We start from the raw sequence: 22097 nt of genomic DNA on the forward strand, positions 1-22097 counted from the left end.
GGAAGGCGTAGGTGGGCATGGAGATCCGGCGGCGCGGGTGCGGCCGGTGGAGCTTCGCCCAGTCGACCGCGAGGCCAGCCACCCAGAGTTCGAGCAGCTTGCCGTACTTCCGCTTCTCGATCCAGGCGTCCAGCGCCCGCGCCATGTCCTCGTCGACGGCGAACACACGCAGGCTGTCGTCGGCGCCGCGGCGCTTGACCTTGCCTCGGTACAGGCCGGGAACGTCCTCGCCCGCGAGGAACTTCCGCAGCGCCTCGGTGAGTTCGCCGGTGGTGGCGACGACGAAGCCGAGCCGTTCCTCGAACGCGTCCCGGCCGGTCTGCAGGGTGTAGGCGATGTCGGGCAGCGTCTCCGCGGCCCCGTCCCGGCCGATCCAGTCCATGAGCTGCGCGGCCTGGTCGCGCAGACCGGGTTCGGTCCGCGCGGACAGCACGATCGCCACCTCGGCGTCCGGCTCGCCACCAGGGTGGCCGACAGCGCGGGCGGGCAGGTATTCCTCCACGATGACGTGGGCGTTCGACCCTCCGGCGCCGAACGAGGACACTCCGGCGATGCGCGGCGACTCGATGCCCTCGGGCGTATGGGGGCGGGCCCACTCGGCCAGGGTCTGCTGGACCCGGAAGGGGCTGGCCGCGAAATCGATGTGCGGGTTCAGCACCTCGGAGTGCAGCGAGGGGACCAGCGTGCCGTGCTTCATCTGCAGCAGCACCTTGGTCAGCCCGGCGATACCGGCAGCGCTCTCGGCGTGGCCGATGTTGCTCTTCACCGACCCGATCGCGCAGAACTGGGAGTCCTCGGCGTGGTCCCGGAACGCCTTCGTCAAACCGGCGATCTCGATCGGATCGCCCAGCGAGGTGCCCGTGCCGTGCGCCTCCACGTACGACACGTCCCGGGCGTCCACCCCGGCCTCGCGCAACGCCCGGCCGATCACCGTGTACTGCGCCCGCGGGTTCGGGACCGAGTACCCGTTCGTCTTCCCGCCGTGGTTCACCGCCGTGCCGCGGATGACACCGTAGATCGTGTCCCCGTCCGCCTCCGCGCGCTCCAGCGGCTTGAGCAGGACAGCGCCGACGCCCTCACCGGGGACGTAGCCGTCGCCATCGGCGCCGAAGCTCTCGCACAGCCCCTTGCTCGACGCCCACTTGCCGCTGCCCAGCATCAGGAACTTGTTCGGGTGCAGCGACAGGTTGACGCCACCGGCGACGGCCACCTCGCACTCGGCGTTGAGCAGGCTCTGACACGCCAGGTGCAGCGCCGTGAGCGACGACGAGCACATCGTGTCCACCGCCATCGACGGCCCGTGCAGATCGAAGAAGTACGACACCCGGTTCGCGATGGAGGACGGGTTGCCGGACAACGCGATGTTGCGGCCCCGCGCCTGCTCCTGAGCACCGTACAGCTGGTACTCCTCGTACATCACGCCCACGAAGACACCGACGTTGCCCTCGAGCCCGTCGGCGCGGTAGCGGCTCAGCTCCGGCCGCGTGAACCCGGCGTCCTGGAACGTCTCCTGTACGCACTCCAGGAACAGCCGCTCCTGCGGGTCCATGAACTCCGCTTCGCGCGGGGAGATATTGAAGAACAGCGCGTCGAAGCGGTCCGCGCCGTCGAGGAACCCGCCCCACTTCGCGTATGTCCTGCCCGCCGCGTTCTTGTCCGCGTCGTAGTAGCGACCGTGATCCCACCGATCCGCGGGGATCTCGGTCACGCTGTTCCTGCCCTCGGCCAGGTTCCGCCAGAACTCCCGCACGTTGGACGCCCCCGGGTACCGCCCGGCCACGCCCACGATGGCCACCCCGGCGGAATCCGCGGCGCGCGGCCGCGCCACCTCGCGCACCCGCGCCAGCGGGCGCTTCCGGGAGACGGCGACGGGCTGGACGGCAGCGGCAGCGGTTGCCCCGGCGGCGTCGGCGGTCGCGGCGTCGGTGCGCTCGGTCTCCCCGGCGGAAGGTACGTCGGCCACGCCGAGCAGCGCGGTCAGCCGCTCCTCGTGCGCCGTCGCGAAGTACCCGGCGAGAGCGCGGATGCTCTGGTACTCGAACAGCAGCGTCTTGGGCAGCGACCCGAAGACCTGCTCCAGCTTGTTGGTGAGGTTCATGGTCATGATCGAGTCGATGCCGTAGACCTCGAAGGCGTCGTCGACATCGATCCGGTCGGCGGACAGGCGCAGTTCGGCCGCCAGCACCCCGGCCAGATAGGCGCACACACGCTCGTCCAGCGCGGCCGGTTGTGACACCGGCCGCGCCACGGGCCGCTGCACCGGGGCCACGTGTGACACCTCCGCGGCGACCCGTGGCGCGGGCGCTTCGCCGGTGCCGTAGGCGCGGGTGGAGAACCCGGTGAACCGGCAGGACACCACGCCGTCGTCGTCACACACGTCGATGTCGAGTTTGCGCACGCCACTGCCGGGGGTGTCGTCGGCGCTGTAGCGCACCCACGCCCACATGCTGTCGCGGAACGGAGCGAGGATCTCCACCTCGTCCACCGCGAACGGCAGGAACAGCGCGCCGCTCTCGGCGTCACCGCCCTCGGCGAGCAGACCGACCGTCGCCTGCAGCGCCGAATCCATCAGGCCCGGGTGCACCACGAACTCGCCCAGCGAATCCGCGGCTTCGGCGGCCAGCCGCAGCCGTGCGAGTGCCTGGCCGCCGCCGACCGCGATGCTGTCCACTCCGCGATGCGCGGGGCCGTAGTCCAGCCCCAGCGACCGGTACAGGGCGTAGCAGCGCTCCGCGTCCCACCGCGCGCCGCCGCAGGCGGCCCGCACTCCGTCGAGGTCCACCGCCGTCACCGAGCCGGACGCCCCCGGCACCGCGGCGCCCCGGCAGTGCACCACTTCGCCGTCCGCCGAGTCGGGGGACGTGGTGACCGTGAAGCCCACCTCCCCCGCGGACTCGACCACCAGGTTCGTCCGCACCCGTACGGGCTCCTCGGCCACCTTGATGGGCCGCGCCCAGACCACGTTGCGCAGCCGCAGCTCGCCGACGCCGTCCACCGACGCCTCGACCGCCGCCCGCGCCATCTCCACGTACGCCACGCCGGGCAGCACCCGCTCGTCCTTGACGACGTGGTCCCGCAGGAAGAACTCGTCACCGGAGAACACCGAGTCGAAACGCTGCGCCTCCAGGGTGGAGGCGTTCACCTGCACCAGCGGGTGCACCGCGCCCACGCTCCGCGCGCCGCCAACACTCCGCGCGCCCTCGGCGCGCGGCGCCGCCGTGCCGATGTCGCCGACCCAGTAGCGCTCCCGCGCGAACGGGTACGACGGCAGGGACACCCGGCGCACCGCGCCCGCGCGGGGCAGGGTCTCCCAGTCGAACGCCAGTCCCTTGACCCACAGGTCCATCAGCTTGGCGAACTTGCCCTTGTCGATCCACGCGCCGACGGTGGCCGCCATGTCGGAATCGGCGGTGAGCGCGGCCAGGGTCTCCCGGTGCTGCTTGACCTCGCCCAGGTGCAGGTCCTCCACGTCGTCGTCGCCCGCGGCGAACGCGGTGAGCTTGCGCGTGAGGTCGGCGAACGAGGCCACGCGCAGCGCGAGCCGCGACTCCATCGCCTCACGGCCCACCTGCAGCGTGTACGCGACATCGGCGAGGCGCAGATGGGCGGAGTCCTGGCGGCCGAGCCAGTCCGCCAGCTCCCTCGCCCGCTCGCGCAGGCGGGCCCGGTCCTTCGCCGAGACCACGACCACCTGCGGGCCGTGGTCGTCCGCGGTGGTGCCCGCGGTGTCCGCGCCGCGGTACTCCTCCACGATCACATGCACGTTGGAGCCTCCGGCGCCGAACGAGGAGACCCCGGCGACGCGGTTGCGCTCCACCACCGTCCCGTCAGCCTCGGCCGTGGGGCGCTGCCACGCGGCCAGCTCCCGCTGCACACGGAACGGGGTCGAGCCGAAGTCGATCTCGGGGTTCAGCTCCCGCGCGTGCAGGCTGGGGGCGATCTGCCCGTGGCGCATCTGGAGCACCACCTTGACCAGCCCGGCGGCACCCGCCGCCGCTTCCAGGTGGCCGATGTTGCTCTTCGCCGAGCCGATCGCGCAGTACTGGCGGGCGTCGGTGTCCTTCGCGAACGCCCGGGAGAGGCCGCCGATCTCGATGGGGTCGCCGAGGGCGGTCCCGGTGCCGTGCGTCTCGACGAAGCCGATGTCGTGCGCCGACACCCCGGCCCGGTCCATGGCCTCGCGCACCGCTTCGGCCTGGGAGGCCGGGTTGGGCACGGTGTAGCCGTGGGTCCGGCCGCCGTGGTTGATGCTGCTGCCGCGCAGCACGGCGTGGATGACGTCGCCGTCGCGCCGCGCGTCCGCCAGCCGCTTGAGCAGCAGGACGGCCACGCCCTCGCCGGGGACGAAACCGGTGCCGCCCGCGCCGAAGCTGCGGCACTTCCCGTCGTCGGAGAGCATCCGCACCCGGGACATGAGGACGTAGCTCGACGGGTGGGCATAGAGGTTGACCCCGCCCGCGACGGCCGCGTCGCATTCGCCGCGGCGCAGGTGTTCCACCGCCTCGTGGACGGCGCTCAGCGACGACGAGCACATCGTGTCGATGGCCAGGCTCGGGCCCTTGAGGTCGAGGAAGTAGGACACCCGGTTCGCCACGGCAGCGAACGACGTCACGGGGTGGAGGTTCTCGCCCTGTTCCCACAACCGCGGCCCGTACAGCTCGAAACCGGTCTTGGACACACCGGCGAACACGCCGACCCGCCCGCCGTGCAGATCCGCCAGCCGCTGCCGGGTGTAGCCCGCGTCCTCGATGGCGTTCCAGGACTCCTGGAGGAACAGGCGCTCCTGGGGGTCCATGCTCATCGCCTCGTGCGGGGAGATGGCGAAGAACAGCGGGTCGAAGTCGGCGAACCCGTCCAGGAATCCGCCCCACTTGCTGTAGCTCAGTCCCCGCGAGACGGCCTCGTCGCGGTCCGCGTGGAAGAAGCCCGTCAGATCCCAGCGCTGCGGTGGAACCTCCGAGACGCAGTCGCGCCCGGCGGCCAGGTTCTCCCAGTATTCGTCGAGGTTGCGCGCCTGGGGGAAGCGCCCGCTCACGCCGATGATGGCGATGGCGTCGGCGGCGTCCGGCGTGTCCCGCACGACGGCGGCCGGAGCGGGCTCGGTCCGGACGGCTTCGGCCCGGACGGGCGTCCGCTGTGCGGCGGTTGCCACGCCCATGGGGCGCGCTTCGGCGGCACCGGTCCAGGTGAGGCACTGTTCCCGGTGTTCCGCCACGAAGTAGTCGCCGAGGCTGGCCAGCGAGTTGTACTCGTACAGCAGCGCGGCCGACAGCCCGGGGAAGACCTCCGCGAGCTTCCGGTTCAGCCGCGTGACGACGACGGAGTCGATGCCGTAGCTCTCCAGGGGGGCGTTCGGGTCGATCGTCGAGGGCCGCAGGCCGGTGACGCCGCCGAACAGCCTGCCGAGCTTGTCGAGCACCTGGTCGCGCAGCATGTCCGCATCGACGGCCGCGACGGCGGCCGCCACGGCGGGGTGCGCCGGAGAGGACTGGGCCACGGCGGGCCGCGCCGAGGAGGACTGGGCGGAGAACGCCTGACGGATCCGGGGGCCGTCGCCCTCGACCGCCATCACCTGGCTGTGGGTCGAGAGAAGGAACTCGTGCAGGACGCGCACCCCGGTCGCCGTGCGCAGCGGAGCCATGCCGAGGTCCGCGCGGAGCGCGCGCGCCGTCTCCTCGTCGACGGTCATGCCGCCCTCTGCCCACAGGGGCCAGTTGACGGACAGGGACCGCCCGGAGCGCTGCCCCGCGGTGGCGAGAGCGTCGCGGTGGTGCGCGAAGGCGTCCATGAACGCGTTGGCGGCCGCGTAGTCCGCCTGGCCGGTGTTGCCCGTGACCGCGGCGCCCGAGGAGAACGTGGCGAAGAAGTCCAGCGCGAGGTCCCGGCTGGCGTGGTCGAGGTTGACCGTCCCGGCCACCTTCGGGGCCAGGACCTCCCGCAGCTCGTCCGCGGTCTTGGTGCGGATGAGGCCGTCCCTGGTGACCCCGGCGCTGTGGATGATGCCGTTGACCGAGCCGCACTCCTGCCGGACGTCGGCGACGAACGCCTCGACGGCCGCCGGGTCCGCGACGTCGAGCCGTACGTAGCGCACGGTCGCGTGCGGGCGGCTCAGCGCCTCCAGCGCCCGCGCCCGTTCGCCGTCGAGGGGCGAGCGGCCGGTCAGGAAGAGGGTCGCGCTCCGGACGGACCGCAGCAGGTCCTCGGCGAATATCAGCCCCAGGCTGCCCAGGCCGCCGGTGATGACGTAGGTGCCGCCCTCCTTCCAGGGCAGGTCGGTGGGGGCCGGGGCGGGCAGTTCCCGCCAGGCCAGGACCTCCCGCTCGCCGTCGCGCCACCGCACCGCCGAGGCGTCCGCGTGGTCCCGGCTCCGCAGGACCTGCTCGGCCGCGTGCGGGCCCGGGTCCACGAGCACCAGCTGCGGCACGATCTTCGGGTTCTCCAGCGCCGCGGTCCGCAGCATCGCGAGAAGACCGGAAGCCGTCGAGTCCTCGCCGGTCCCCGGGCAGACGAGCTGGACCAGCGTCCGGGGCAGCGCCGGGTCGGCGAGCAGCCGCTTGACCGTGTCGAGCACCTGGCAGGCGAGATCCGCGTAGCGCCCCGCGAGCCCGGCGGCCGGGCTCTCCAGGAGGTGGACCGCGGACACCCCGCGCCGCGCCCGCAGCGCCTCCGCCGCCTGCCGCGGCCCCGCGAGCAGCACGACGTGGCCGGGGATCTCCGCCACGGCGGCGGTGCCGCCGACCGCCCGCTCCCAGACGGGACCGAACCTCACCAGCTGCGGGCCGCTCTCCTCGCCCGCCCACGCCGCCCCGCCGCTCACCGCGGCCTTGAACTGCTCCTTGGTGATGTGGTTCGCCTTGAGATCCAGCAGCAGTTGGACCAGTGCGTCGTTCACGTGGCCGCCCCTCCGTTGCCCGTTGTGCCGACCGGCGCGGTCGTGAACGCCGGGCGGATCATCTCCGCCGCGGCGGCCAGGTCGAGTGAACCGTTCAGATAGTCGTCGAGGACGTCGTCGACCCGCGCTCGCGGGCCGTCGTCGTCCGGGTCCGCCGTGCCGTCGGGGCGGTCGATCGCCTCCTCGGCGACCCAGTACCGCTCCCGGGCGAAGGGGTAGGTCGGCAGGGACACAGTGCGCACGTCCGCGCCGGCGTGCAGCGCCCGCCAGTCGATGTCGAAGCCGTTCACCCACAGGTCGAGCACCTTGGCGTACTTGCCCTTGGCGATCCAGGCCGCGACGACCTCCCCCATGTCCTCGTCGGCGGGGAGCGCGGCACCGCCGTCGCGGTGCACCCGGCCGCGGTGCAGGCCGTCCGTGTGCTCCGGCCGGTCGAGGAAGCCGCGCAGGCTCGCCGCCAGCTCGTCGAGCGAGGCGACGACCATGCCCAGCCGGTCGGCCATGGCCTCACGGCCGATCTGCAGCGTGTACGCGACGTCGGCGAGCGGCACCTCGCCCCGTTCCGGGTCGGACAGCCACCGCAGGAGCGCGCTCGCCTGCTCCCGCAACCGCTCCCCGTCCCTCGCGGAGAGCACGACCACCGCCGGTCCGGCGTCCGGGACGCGCGACGGCGCGGGCTCGGCCGGTACGTACTCCTCGATCACGACGTGGGCGTTCGCGCCGCCCGCGCCGAAGGACGACACCCCCGCCCGGCGCGGCACCTCGCGGGCGACACCGTCGACGTCGACCACGGGACGCCGCCACGCGGCCCGCTCGCGCTGGACGACGAACGGCGACGAGGCGAAGTCGATGTGCGGGTTCACCTCGTCCGCGTGCAGCGTGGGCGCCAGCTCGCCGTGCCGCAGCTGCAGTACGACCTTGCACACGCCCGCCACGCCCGCCGCGGCCTCCGCGTGCCCGATGTTGCTCTTCACCGAGCCGATCGCGCAGAACCGGGTGTCCTCGGTGTCGCCGGAGAACGCGCGCTTCAACCCGTTGATCTCGATGGGGTCCCCCAGCACCGTCCCGGTGCCGTGGGCCTCCACGTAGCTGATCGAACCGGCGTCGATGCCCGCCTTGTCCAGCGCCCGGCGGATCAGGTTCCCCTGCGCCACCGGGTTGGGAACGGTGTAACCGTTCGTCGTCCCACCGTGGTTGACGCTCGTGGCGCGGATGACGGCGTGGATACGGTCGTTGTCGCGCTCCGCGTCGTCAAGCCGCTTGAGGATGAGCGCGCCGACGCCCTCGCCCGGCACGAAACCGTTGCCGCCGCGCCCGAAGCTGCGGCACTTGCCGTCGTCCGAGAGCATCTGCAGCCGGGAGAGGCCGACATAGCCCGACGGGTGCAGGTAGAGGTTCACCCCGCCCGTCACGGCCAGCTCGCATTCGTCCCGGAGCAGGTGCTCGCACGCCTCGTGCAGCGCCGTGAGCGACGACGAGCACATCGTGTCGACGGGCATGCTGGGGCCGTTCAGGTTCAGCTTGAACGACACCCGGTTCGCGACCGACCCGAAGGAGGTGTACGGGGACGTCGTATCGCCGCGCCGCCACCTGTCGGGGCCGTAGAGGTTGTGACCGGCGCGCGTGATGCCGACGAAGACCCCGACCCGCCCGCCGTGCTGCTGCTCCAGGCGCGCCCGCGGGTAGCCCGCGTCCTCGAACGCCCTCCACGACTCCTGCAGGAACAGGCGCTCCTGCGGGTCGACCTCCATCGCCTCGTTGGGCGTCATCGCGAAGAACAGCGGGTCGAAGTCGGCGAAGCCGTCGAGGAAGCCGCCCCACTTGCTGTAGCTCTTGCCCTCGTCGGCGGCCCGGTCCTTGTCGGCCTCGTAGAAGCCGTCGAGCCCCCACCTGTCCGCGGGGATCTCGGTGATCGCGTCCCTGCCGGACCGCAGGCCCGCCCAGAACGCGTCCAGGGTGTCGGCCTGCGGGAACCGCGCGCTCATGCCGATGATCGCGATGTCCCCGCCGTGCCGCGGCCGCGCCGCGCCCGCCCGCTGCGGCTCGGTCACACGAGCCGGTGCCGCGACGGGAGGGGCCTCGACGGGACGGGTCTCGGCGGCCGCCGGGGCGGGGCTGTCCTGCGGCTGTGGCGCGAGACCGACGGCGCGGGCGATGTCCTCCTGCCGCTCGGCGACGAAGTGGTCGGCCAGCGCGTCGACGGTGCGGTACTCGAAGAAGAGCGTGCTGCTGACCTCCCCCAGGTCCTTCTGGAGCCCGTTGAGCAGCTGCAGGATCAGGATGGAGTCGATGCCGTAGGTGGACAGCGGCTCCCCGGCCCTGATGGAGTCCGCCGGGATCATCAACGTGCGCGCCACCAGGTCCTTGAGGTAGGTGAGCACGGATTCCTTGAGGCGCCCCGGATCCACCCGGGTCGGCTGCTCCGCAGGCGTCGGCGCCTGCGCCTGCGTCACGGGGGCCGGTGCTTCGGTGGCGTCCGGCTGCTCGTCGCCGTGGGTCTCGTCGCCGTGGGTCTGGCGGATCACCCCGTCGCTGAAGGCCACGACGACCTGCTGGCCGAGCACATGCGCGTCGGCGGCGGGGAACTCGACCGACCGGTACCCCTCCCACTCCAGCACGGACTGCCACATCCCGGGCTCCAGCGCCGGGCCGCCGTCGGTGCGCAGCTCCGGGTCGTCGTAGAGCCACCAGCCGTCCAGGAGCGCGAACGTCAGCAGGCTGAACGGCGTGTACTCGCTGATCTCGTTGATGACCACCGCGGCCCCGGGCTTCATCAGCGCCTTGGCGTTGCGCAGCGACTCGCGGATGTCCTGGGTGGCGTGCAGCACGTTGGTGGCGACGATGAGGTCGTAGGCGCCCTCGGTGAAGCCCTGCTCCGCCACCGGCTTGCTCGCGTCGAACAACTGGCAGCGCAGGAACGGGTTCTCCGCGCCGAACTCACGCGTGCCGTGGATGAGGAAGGCGTTCGACATGTCGGTGTAGCAGTACTCGCCTATGTTCCGCGCGTACGGCCGGAGGCGCCGCATGACGGTGGCGGTCGTGCCGCCCGTTCCGGCGCCCACTTCGAAGATGCGGAACTCGGCGTCGGGGTCCTCGGCGATCCTGCGCTCGACCAGCCCGACGACGCAGTCGCCGACGACGTCGTTGAAGTGGTCCGCGATCATGTTCCGCTTGTAGATCCCCTCGACCAGGTCGAGCGAGGACCCGGGGAAGATCACCTCGACGGCCGAGGCCGTCCCCATAAGGATCTCGGTCAGCACGCGGAAGGTCCGGTCGGCCAGGTCGGCCGTGGCCCGCAGCTCCGGATCGGCGAGCCACACCCGCTTGCCGCGCTCCCACTCCCGCTCGGCCTCTCGCGCGTCGGCCCGCTGCCCGGCGGCGGTGTAGAACCCGGAGCCGGTCTCCACGATGTGGCCGAAGCGGCTCAGGACCGTGAAGCACTCCCGCACCCACCGGTCGAACTTGTCCAGGACCCCGTTGTCCTGCTTGAAGGACGCGACGTCGAAGACCTGCCTGCCGAACCAGCCGCGCTCCCTCAGGTCGCACCACAGCAGCTTGGCCAGGACCTCGTCCAGCTCCCTCGCCTTGGCCTTCGTGCCGGTACGGACGGCCCGCACCTGGTCCGCGCGCGACGGCAGCGCCGGGGTGAGCGCGGCCGTCCGCACCACGGGCCCCAGCGCACGGACCGACTCCCGGCCGTCGAACGACGCGAACTTCTCCGGCTTGCGCGTGTTCAGGTGGGCCACCTGCACCAGCGGCGAGGCCAGCAGGTTCTCGACGGTGGCCATGGCGAGGGCCGGGTCGATGTCGGCCAGCCCCTCCTGCTCGTAGAGCCGCTCCCTGATGTGCTGCGGCACGTCGAGGCCGCTGCCCACCGCTCCCCAGTACCCCCAGTTGACCACCCGCACGGGGTAGGGCCGCTCGGCGGACAGGCGATGGGAGAGGCCGTCCTCGACGGCGCTGCCCGCGACGTAACTGCAGTAGCCCATGGCCGGGTTGAGCGAGGAGACCGACGAGAAGAACAGCATGAAGTCCGGGTCGTCGGCGTCGAAGACCTCGGCCATCCACGCGCTCGCGTCGAGCTTGGCACTCAGGCCCTGCCGGAACCGCTGCTCGTCGGTGTTGGGCAGGCTCTGGTCCACCAGGCCGAACACGGAGTGGACCACGCCGTCGACCCTGCCGAACCGCTGCCTGATCCGCGCGCGGGCGGCGGCGAGGGACTCGCGGTCGGCGGCGTCGGCACGGACGTACCAGGGCGCGGGCCCGAGGGCGGCCAACCTGTCGATCTTGCGCTGGATGGCATCGTCCCGCTCTCGCCTGCCGATCCACACGACCTGGGCTCCGAAGCGCCGGATCACGTCCTCGCTCCAGAGTTCGCCGAGGCCACCGGCCCCGCCCAGGACGACGTACACGCCTCCCCTGGTGTAGGGGCTGCCGGTCGGCTCGGCGAGCGCGGCGGGCGCCAGCCGCTGGCGGAACCACTGCCCGTTGCGCAGGGCCCGGACCGGTTGCGAAGAGGCGCCGAGCAGGGTGGCCGCGGGGAGGGCGTCGCCGACGCCCAGGTCGAGCGCGTTCACCCGCCAGTTGGGGAGTTCTTTCGCCATCACCCCGGCCAGGCCCAGCACACCCGCGTCGGCGGGGTGGACCCGCTCGCCGCGCAGCACGGGCTGCGTCTGCCGGGTGACGACGGTCCACGTCAGGTCCGAACCCGCGCGCCCGAGCGCGAGCAGCGCCTTGATCAGGCGGAAGAACACGACCACACCGGCATCGGTCCGCCGGAGCAGCGCGGCGGCGTCCGAGTCCTCTCCCGCCCGCGAGATCCAGACCAGGTGCCGGATGTCCCCGACCTCCCGCAGCCGCGCGGTCAGCGCGTCCACGCCGAGGGTGGGCTCGGCGTCGAGGAAGTGCGGCGCGCCGAACACGGCGGCGAGCCGGTCGCGTTCGGTGGTGTCCGCGCCGAACACGACCACGCCGCCCTGCGGTGCGGGCGCCTGCGCGGGGGCCCGGTCCCGGACCCACACGGGGGCCAGCGTCAGGTGGTTCCCGTCCGCCGGGGGCAGCGCGCGTTCCGCGGATACGGGCGCTACGGCTGCGGGCGCTACGGGTACGGGCGCCGCGGGTACGGGCCCTACGGGCGCGGGCTCCACGCGTGCGGGCACGGACTCCACGCGTGCGACGGGGGGCCTGCTGGGGGCCTCGACCGCCTCGGGCAGCCAGTACCGCTGGCGCCGGAAGGGGTACGTCGGCAGCGGGGTCCGGCCGTGCGACCCGCCCGCGAACAGCTCCGCGTACGCCAGCTCGCAGCCCTGGAGGTAGAGATCGCGGACGACCGCGAGGTGCTCGACGCGCTCGCTCTCCGACACCCCGGCGGCGCACTGCCGGATGCGGGAGTTGCCGCTCCGCACCCGCGCGACATCCCCGTCGGGGCGGCTCTCGGACAGGTCGGCGGCGCGCACATGCTCCTCGCGTCCGGTCGACAGCCACTCCCGCAGCCGGTCCGCCAGCTCGTCGGTGGTCCGCGCGACGCAGGCCAGCCGGACCGCGCAGTGCCTGCGCCCGAGCAGCAACGTCAGGCTGACGTCGCCCAGCTCGGTGTCCGGGTGGGCGCGCAGATGGTCCGCCAACTGCTGTGCCTGATCGCGCAGTTGCTCGTGGGAGAGGGCGGACAGCACCACGAGGTGGGCGGTGGGCGGGCGCACCCCGCCACGCGGCCGCACGGGCGCTTCCTCGACCACCATGTGGGCGTTGGTCCCGCTGAACCCGAAGGAGTTCAGCGCCGCGAGCCGCGGGCGGCCCGGCTCGGCGGTCCAGTCCCGGTGGACGGTGTTGACGTAGAACGGGCTCGCCGCGAAGTCGATGTGCGCGTTGCCCTGCTCGAAGTTCAGGGAGCGCGGGATCTCGCGGTGCCGCAGCGCGAGCAGGATCTTGATGAGCCCGGCCACGCCCGCCGTCGGCGACGTGTGGCCGATGTTGGTCTTGACCGAGCCGAGGGCGCAGTACTCCCGCTTGTCGGTGTAGCCGCGGAACGCCCTGGTCAGCGCCTGGAATTCGATGGGGTCGCCGAGCCGGGTGCCGGTGCCGTGCGCCTCGACGAGCCCGATGTCGGCGGGGTCGACGCCGTACTTGTCGTAGACGGCCCGCTCCAGCCGCTCCTGCGACGCCGCGCTCGGCGCGGTGATGCCGTTGGAGGTGCCGTCCTGGTTGAGGCCGGAGCCGCGGACGAGGCCGTGGATGTGGTCGCCGTCGGCGAGCGCGTCGCGCAGGCGCTTGAGCACGACGAACCCGACGCCGTCGCCGGGGACGAAGCCGTCCGCCCGCTCGTCGAAGGTGTGGCACCGCCCGGTCGCGGAGAGCATCCCCGCCCGGTGGGCCTGCAGGTAGTAGTGCGGCGCGCACTGGACGGAGACCCCGCCCGCCAGGGCCATCTCGACCTCGCCCGCGCGCAGCGCCTGGGCCGCCAGGTGCACGGCGACCAGCGAGCCGGAGCACGCCGTGTCGACGGCGATGGCGGGGCCCCGCAGGTCGAGGTGGTACGAGACGCGGGCAGGCATGATCGACTCGGCGTTGCCCCACATGGCCTGCGCCGGGGCGTCCGCCCCCGGCGAGGGCAGGTAGTCGACGGGCTGCGTACCGATGTAGACACCGCAGTCGGTGCTCCGGGCGCCCGCTCCGGCGTAGCCCGCGTCCTCAAGGGCCCGCCAGGACTCCTCCAGCGCGATGCGCTGCTGAGGGTCCATGTACGTCGCCTCGACACCGGAGATCTGGAAGAACGCCGGGTCGAACTGGTCGATGTCGTCCATCAGCGACGCGTGGCGGGGGAAGTCCGCACCGGGCTCGACGAACCGCGAGATGTCCCAGCGGGTGATCTCGCCGACCAGGCTGTCCCCGTCGGTGAGGTGCTCCCACAGCCGGTCGACGCTCGCCGCCCGGCCGAACCGCCCGCTCATGCCGATGATCGCGATCGGTTCCAGCTGCGGTTCGGTGTTCCCGGCCCGCACCACGCCGGCGCCGGCCGTTGCCGCCTCGGGCACCGCGACCGCCGAGGGGGACGCGGCCCGCGGAGCCTGCGCGGGCCGCACCAGGCGGGCCCCGGCCTGCGCCGGGAACGTCTCCGCGACGTAGGCCGCCAGCCGCCGGACCGAGCTGTGGTCGAACAGGTCGGTGGGCTCCAGCACTCCGCCGAGGACCTCGTTGAGGTCCCGGACCAGCTGGACGCCGACGATGGAGTCCACGCCGTAGTCCGCGAACGAGTCCTCGACGTGGATCTCGCTCTCCTCCAGCTCCAGGGCCTTCTGAAGCTGCGCCACGATCTCGCGCCGCACATGCGCGTCGAGTTCGTGCGCGTCCGGTTCGTGCGCCTCCGGCTCGTATGCGTCCGCTTCGTGTGCGTCGAGGCCGTGCGCGTCGAGCTCCCGGTGGCCCGCGTCCGGCGCGGGTACCGCGGCGCCCGTGCGGGCGACGACGATCTGGTGCCCGGCGTCGTGGACCGCGGCGGCGGGGAAGGACACGGCCGCGAAGCCCTCGTCGTGCAGCACCGCCCGCCAGCGGTCGGGCGCCAGCGCGGGGCAGCCGTCGATCCGCAGCTCGGGGTCCCGGTGGAGCCACCACCCGTCGAGCAGACCGAAGGTCAGATGCGAGAACAGGGTGCGGGCGGCCAGCTCGTTCAGCACAAGCGTGCCGTCGTGCCCCAGCAGCGCCCGCGCGTGGCGCACCGCAGCCCGTACGTCCCCGGTGGCGTGCAGGACGTTGGTCGCGAGGACGATGTCGTACGCCCCCTCGGCCAGCCCTTGACCGGCCGGGCTCCGCTCCACGTCGAAGTGCTCGTACCGCAGGTACGGATGCGCGGCGCCGAACTCCTTCTTCCCCGTGCGCAGGAAGTGCGCGGAGACATCGGTGTAGCAGTACTCCGCGACGCCGTCCCGGTGACGGCTCAGCGCGCGCAGCACCTTGTCGGTAGTGCCTCCCGTGCCCGCACCGATCTCCAGGACGCGGACCCGGCGGCCGGGGGCCGCGGCGAGCAGGGCTTCGACGCGGTCCGCCACCTGCTCCGCGACGGCCTCGTTGAGGGCCTCGGCGCCGTCGCAGTGCCGGTAGACGCCCTCGACCAGCGACGTCGACGCGCCGGGGAAGATCACGTCGGTCCCCCGGCTGCGTCCCGAGAGGACGTCAGGGCAGCCGCGGATCGCCTGGTCCATGAGGTTGACGTAGGGGTTCGTGCCCCCGCTGTCCCGGCAGACGGCCTCCCACCGCCGCCACGCGGTGCCACCGCCCGCCGACGCCCTCGGGGTCGGCGCGTAGCGGTCCGCGTCCAGCTCCAGATAGCCGTGCTCGGCCAGGAAGCGGAGGCTTTCGTCGAGCCAGCGGCGGTGGACCCGGCCCGGCTTCAGGCCGCCCCGGAGGTCGGCGACGGAGCCGCTGCCCTCCGCCACCATGCCGAGCGCCCGCAGCTGCGTGACCAGCAGCCCGCAGAGCAGGTCGTCGTCGAAACCACGGCCGCTCCCGGAGTCGGCGATGACCCGCCGCAGCCGGATGTCGTGGGCGGTCCCGGCCTCTTCGGCACGTACCGCCTCCGGCAGCGGCGCGACATCGGCGGGCCAGCAACGCCTTTGGGCGAACGGGTACCCGGGCAGCGATACGGGCGTCAGGCGCCTGCCGCCGAACAGGTCCCGCCAGCGCAGGTCGTATCCCTGGCAGTAGAGCTTCGCGAGCGCCCTCAGCGCCTCCGCGTACGCCGCGTGGTCGTGGCGCAGCAGGGCCGCTTCGCGCACCAGGCCGTTGCCGGACTCCAGCACCTCGGCCCGCGGGACGAAGCCCTTCGCCACACTGCCGTCGACGGCGCCCGGCACCGTGGCGCCGTCGAGCCAGCCGCGGAGCAGCCGGGCGGCCTCCTCCGTGTCGCGGGCCACCACGGCGCACCGGTGCCGGAAGTGCGTCCGGCCGTCGAGCAGCGTGGCGCCGACGTGGCGCGGGCCGGGTCCACCGGCGGTGCCGAGGAAATCGGCCAGGTCGGCGACCCGCTGCCGCAGCGCCTCCGGATCCTTCGCCGACACGGCGAAGAGGTGGGCGGGCATCGTCACGTCGTGCTCGTCGTCGGGCGTCACGAAGCTCTCCACCACCATGTGTGCGTTGGTTCCGCTCATACCGAAGGCGCTCAGGGCCGCGACGCGCTCGCGCCCCGCCGTGTGCGGCCACTGCTTGTTCGCCCGGTTCACGAAGAAGGGGCTGTCCTGCCAGTCGATGTAGCCGCTCTCCCGTTCGCAGTGCAGGCTGGCCGGGATGGTCTCGTGGCGCATGGCCTGGAGGATCCCGATCAGGCTGACCAGCCCGGACGCCGCGAGCGTGTGGCCGACGTTGGACTTGGTGGAGGTCAGCGCGCAGTACCGCCGCTTGCCGGTGAGGCCGGTGAAGGCGTCGTTGAGCGCGTTGACCTCCACCGGGTCGCCGAGCCGGGTGCCCGTGCCGTGGGCGACCAGGTACTCGATCTCCGCCGGGTCGATGTCGTACTTCTCGTAGGTCGACCGCAGGAGTTCGACCTGCGCGGCACCGTTGGGGGCGGTGATGCCGTTGGACCTGCCGTCGTAGTTGATCCCGCTGGCGCGGATGACGCCGTGGATCCGGTCCCCGTCCGCGAGGGCCGCCGACAGCCGCTTCAGCACGACGACGGCGACGGCCTCGCCGACCACCATGCCGTTGGCCCGCTCGTCGAAGGCATAGCAGACGCCGTCCTCGGACAGCATCCCCGCCCGCCGCATGTCGGTGAGCTGCCGGGGCGTGGTGATCAGGCTGACGCCCGCTGCGACGGCCGTGTCGCACTCGCCGTCGCGGATGCTCAGGCTGGCCTGGTGGGCGGCCACGAGCCCGGACGAGCAGGCGGTGTTGACCGCCAGGACCGGGCCGGTGAAGTCGAGGAAGTGGGCGAGCCGCGCGGCGAGGATGCCGTCGTGGTTGGCGGTGATGCTGCCCGTGCTCTCGGCCAGGCCCTCGTAGTCGCCGTGCTCGACGCCCACGAACATGCCGACCTTGCCCGGCGAACCGGGCTGCCACGCCGCGTCCTCCAGCGCCCGCCACGACTCCTGTAGGAGCAGCCGCTGACGCGGGTCCAGGCTCCGGGCCTCCTTGGGGGAGATCTCGAAGAACAGCGGGTCGAACTCCTCCGGCCCCGAGAGCTGACCGGCGCGGAAGGCACCGAGCGGGCTGTCCGCCTCCTCGCCCCACAGCGCGAGCCGTTCGGCACCGACGGGGCTGACGACGTCGCGGCCCTCCGCGAGGACGGACCACAGCTCATCGACGTCCCGCGCACCGGGGAAGCGCCCGCTCATGCCGATGATGGCCACGGCGTCGTCGCTGCCCTCGGACCGCTCCCGGGGCGCGGAGCCCGCCCGCGCGACCGCCGCCGTCTCCTCCCGAACGGATGCGACGGGCGCGACGGGCGCGACGGCGGGATCGACGGCCGCCGTCGCGGGTGCCGCGCTGTAGAGCGCGTCGAGGACGTCCCGGTGCTTGCCGACGAGGTGGTCGCGCAGCTTCCCGAGCGTGGGGTGGCTGAAGAAGACCGACGGGGTGATCTCGACGCCGATGCGCCTGCCGATGCCCGCGGCCAGTTCGACGAGGCTCACCGAGTCGAAGCCGTACTCCGAGAGGTTGTCGTCCTCGTGGATCCTGTCGGACGAGACCTTGACGACGCGGCCGACGAGGTCCCGCAGGTCCCGGTCCAGCCCCTCGCCGACGCCCGTCCCCGACACCTCAGGAGGCGCGGCGGACGGCTCGACGGCGGCGACCGCCGACCGTGGCGGCCGCAGGCCGAGGAAGCGGTGCACCCGGCCCGGCTCCCCGACCACGACCATGTGCTGGACGGCGTCCTGGGACAACAGGGCCTCGAACAACCGGAGTCCGTCCCGCGTCTCCAGGAAGTCCTGCCCGCTGGAGCGCAGATACAGGTCGGCCGCGTCCGCATCGAGGCCCATGCCGCCGTCGCGCCACAGCGGCCAGTTGATCACCGCGGTCTTTCCGGAGACCTCCCCCGCGGCGCCGCGTTCGGCGCGGTGGGCGGCGTAGGCCGTCTGGAAGCGGTTCCCGAACGCGTAGTCGCAGGTTCCGAAGTCGCCGATCACCGCGGAGGTCGAGGAGAAGTAGCAGACGAAGTCGAGGACCTCGTCCGCCAGCGCCTCGTCCAGCGCGAGCGTGCCCGCGACCTTGGCAGCCGTCGTCTTCTCGAAGTCGGCCACGCTCTTGTCGAGGACGCTCCCCTCGCCCGCGACGCCCGCGGCGTGGATGACGCCGTGCACGGGCCCGAACCGCTCGCGAGCCTGCGCCAGGACGCGTTTCATGTCGTCCGCGTCGCAGACGTCCGCCCGCAGGTAGAGGACCTTGTCCGCGCCGAGTTCGCGCAGCTTCTCCTGCCGCCGCGCGTCCGGCGCCGAGCGACCGGTCAGCACGACATTGGCCTCGTAGCCGCTGGTGAGGTGCTCGGCCACGATCAGCCCGAGGCCGCCGAGACCGCCGGTGACGAGGTAGGTCCCGCCACGCTTGAAGGCGCTGGGCGCCTCGGCCACCTCTGTCTGCCGGACGCGACTGACGAAACGCCCGCCCTCCCGGTACAGGGCGCTGGCCACGGTCTCCTGGCCCAGTTCGGCGAGCAGCCGCCCGGCCCAGTCCGCGACTCCGGCGGGCCGCCGCGGATCGGCGGCGTCCTGCAGCACGACCGTGAACGCGGGCTGCGGCAGTACGAGCCCCAACGAGCGCTCGAAACCGATGGCCGCTTCGAGATGGGCGCGCTCGACGCCGTCGCGGTACTGCCCCGCGAGCACGAACCGCCGTACGGAGACCTCGGCGCGGTGCAGCGCCTGGAGGGCGAGAACGACCTCGCTGACGTCGTCGGGGCGCGCACCCGGTTCCAGCCGCCGCAGGTCGAGCACGGCGTCGACATCGCCGTGGCTCGCGGCGATGGCGCCGAACGCCTCCGCGTAGTCACCGGCCTCCGCCCCGCGGACCTCGTACGAGTCCGCGGAGATCCGGCGGAAAGCGGTGCCCTGTCCGACGAAGGCGACGCGGACACCGGGGTCGAGCGCGCGGACCGCACGCGCGACCTCGGCTTGGCGCTCGGAACCGCCGCACAGGCAGATGATGCTGCCGAGCCGCCGCGCCGGGCTCTCCGGCAGGGGCTCGGGCTCCCAGTCCTCGACGAAGACGAGCGGCCGCGCGCGCTCCGCGGGCGCACCGGCCGGGGACACGCCCAGGTCCGCACGCTCTCCCGCGATCAACGGCTGGTTGTCGAAGGGGAAGTAGCGCTCGCGGGCGAAGGGGTAGGTCGGCAGCCCGATGCGACGCGGGGTCCGGCCCTCGTAGAGCACGCGCCAGTCGACGGGCACCCCGTTCGCCCACAGCTCCACCAGCTTGTCGTACTTCCCCTTGTCGGCCCAGGTCGCGATCATCGTGCTGAGATCGGCGTCGGCGGAGAACAGCGTCCGCACGGTGCTGTCACCCCTGGCCGAGCCGCGCACCACATCCCCGGTGACACCGCCGCCGGAGGTCAGGAAGGAGCGCAGCCCCGCCACCAGGTCCGCCACGGACACGGCGAGAACACCCAGGCGCTCTTCCGCCGCTTCCCGCCCGACTTGCAGTGTGTACGCCACATCCGCCAGCCCCACGGCCGCGTTCTCCGGCCGTTCCAGCCACTCCAGCAGGTTCTCGGCCTGCGCCCGCAGCCCGTCCTCGGTCCGCGCCGACAACGGCACCACCGCACCGAGCGCGGGGTCCAGCGGGTACCCGTCCTCGTGGCCGTCCGGGATGTACTCGGCGATGACGACATGGGCGTTCGAGCCGCCCGCGCCGAAGGACGAGACCCCGGCGACGCGCGGCGACTGCGCACCCGCGCCGCCACCGGGCAGGACGGGCCTGGTCCAGTCGGCCAGTTCACGCTGGACGACGAACGGGGTGTCCGCGAAATCGATGTTCGGGTTCAGCGTCTCGGCGTGCAGCGAGGGAGCCAGCTTGCCGTGCCGCATCTGCAGCAGCACCTTGGTGATGCCCGCGATGCCCGACGCGCTCTCGGCGTGCCCGATGTTGCTCTTCACCGAACCGATCGCGCAGAACCCCTTGTCACCGGTGTGGTCCCGGAAGGCGTTCGACAGGCCCGTGATCTCGATCGGATCGCCCAGCGCGGTCCCGGTGCCGTGCGCCTCGAGGTAGCTCACCGCACGCGCGCTCACCCCGGCCGTCTCCAGCGCCCGGCCGATCACGTCCGACTGCGCCTGGGGGTTCGGCACCGTGTAGCCGTTGGTCCTGCCGCCGTGGTTGACCGACGTGCCCTTGATGACGCCGTAGATCCTGTCCTGGTCGGCGATCGCCTTCGCCAGCGGCTTCAGCAGGACCGCGCCCACGCCCTCACCGGGCACATAGCCGTCGCCACCGGCCCCGAAGCTCTGGCACCGGCCGTCGCTGGAGACGAACTTGCCCTGGCTCAGCAGCAGGTACTTGTTCGGGTGCAGCGAGAGGTTGACCCCGCCCGCGACCGCCACCTCGCACTCGCCGAGCTTGAGGCTCTGGCACGCGAGGTGAAGCGACGTCAGCGACGACGAGCACATCGTGTCGACGCTCATGCTCGGACCGTGGAAGCCGCACACGTACGACACCCGGTTGGCGATGGAGGCCGAACTGCCCGCCACCGCCGACGCGCCGCCCAGCAGCTGGTTCTGGGCGCCGAAGAGCTGGTACTCCTCGTACATCACGCCGACGAAGACGCCGACCCGCCCGTCCAGCACGTTGCCGGTCCGGCTCTTCGGCCCGCCCCGCGTGTACCCGGCGTCCTCCAGGGTCTCGTGGACGCACTGGAGGAACAGCCGCTCCTGCGGGTCCATGTTCTCCGCCTCGCGCGGGGAGATGTTGAAGAACAGCGGGTCGAACTCGTACGCGCCGTCGAGGAAGCCGCCCCACCTGCTGTACGCCTTCCCTGCGGCGTCCTTGTCCGGGTCGAAGAACTGCCCGTGGTCCCAGCGCGACTCGGGGATCGCGGTGACGCTGTCCCGGCCCGCGGCGAGGTTCTCCCAGAACTCCGCCACGTCGCGCGCCTGCGGGTAGCGGCCCGCGAGGCCGACGATCGCGATGTCCGTCCGCGCCGCGCCGACGGTCTCCGAAGCGACGGCCTCAGCGGGGGCCGCGGCAGCGACCGGCGCGGAAACCCGCCAGGTGCGCCGCCGCTCGGCGGCGCTGGTCGAGGAGGTGGCGCGCACCGCTTCCGCGGCGGCGGGACCGCTCTCCCCGGCGGACAGCAGCTCGCGCATCCGGTCCGGGTGTGCGTCGAGGAAGTGCGCGGCGAGCGCCTCGATGGTGCGGTGCTCGAAGAACAGGGTCTTCGACAGCGACCCGAAGACCTCCTCCAGAGTCCGCGTCATATCCATGGTCATCACGGAGTCGACGCCGTAGTCGTCGAGCATCGCCTCCGCGTCGATCCTGGCCGGGGGAAGGTTGATCACCGACGACAGCAGCTTCTTGAAGTACGCCTCGGCCCTGCGGGCCACGCCCTCCGCCGACTCCAGGGCCGACTGCTCCGGGCGCCGGTCCTCGATGTGCCGCGGCGTGTGCTCGGGCTCATCCGTGGCCGTGGCCGTGGCCGCGTCCAGCAGGGTGTGCCGCATCCGGGCCCGGTCGCCTTCGAGGACGAGGACCTGGTCGTCCCGCGCGGCCAACGCCCGGTACAGGGCCCGCACTCCGGTGTCCTCGCGCAGCGGGTCCATACCGAACTGCCCCCGCAGCCACTGTTCGACGCCCGGATCGACGCGCATCCCGCCGTCCGCCCACAGCGGCCAGTTGACCGACAGCGTCCGGCCCCGGCGCTCGCCCTGTTCCACGAGCGCGTTCCGGTACCGCGCGAAGGCGTCCATGAACGCGTTCGCCGCCGCGTAGTCGGCCTGCCCCACGTTGCCGAAGGCACCGGAGAAGGACGAGAAGAGGACGAGGAAGTCCAGGTCCTCGTCCCGGGTCCCGGCGTCCAGATGCACCAGGCCGGAGACCTTCGGCGCGAGAACGGCGGAGAAGTCCTCGTCCGACTTGCGCAGGATGAAGCCGTCCCGGAGCACCCCGGCGGAGTGCAGGATCCCGTCCACCCGGCCGTACGTCCGGCGCATCCACGCGACGAGCGCCGCGACGTCCTCCTCGGCGCCCACGTCCGCCTGCCGGTAGACCGCGTCGGCCCCCAGCTGCCCCAGCC

The 22097-nt window shown here is 72.7% G+C and carries 2 protein-coding genes (both running past the window's edge); both read right to left on the minus strand.

Features of this window, described 5'->3' with window-relative positions; genetic code table 11:
• Positions 1–6892, minus strand: the 5' portion of a protein-coding gene (locus ACZ59A_RS39000) for an SDR family NAD(P)-dependent oxidoreductase (protein ID WP_470969012.1). The gene continues 6791 nt to the left of window position 1, outside the view; the window shows 6892 of its 13683 coding nt (coding positions 1–6892); its start codon is at positions 6890–6892; its stop codon lies off the left edge, out of view.
• A protein-coding gene (locus ACZ59A_RS39005; protein WP_470969015.1) for an SDR family NAD(P)-dependent oxidoreductase crosses the window boundary here: on the minus strand, positions 6889–22097 show its 3' portion. 12640 nt of this gene lie beyond the right edge of the window; only the last 15209 of its 27849 coding nucleotides appear in the window; the start codon falls outside the window, past its right edge; it ends in the stop codon at positions 6889–6891. The genes ACZ59A_RS39000 and ACZ59A_RS39005 overlap by 4 nt, the downstream gene beginning before the upstream one ends.

It is taken from the genome of Streptomyces sp. NPDC040405, assembly GCF_055595765.1.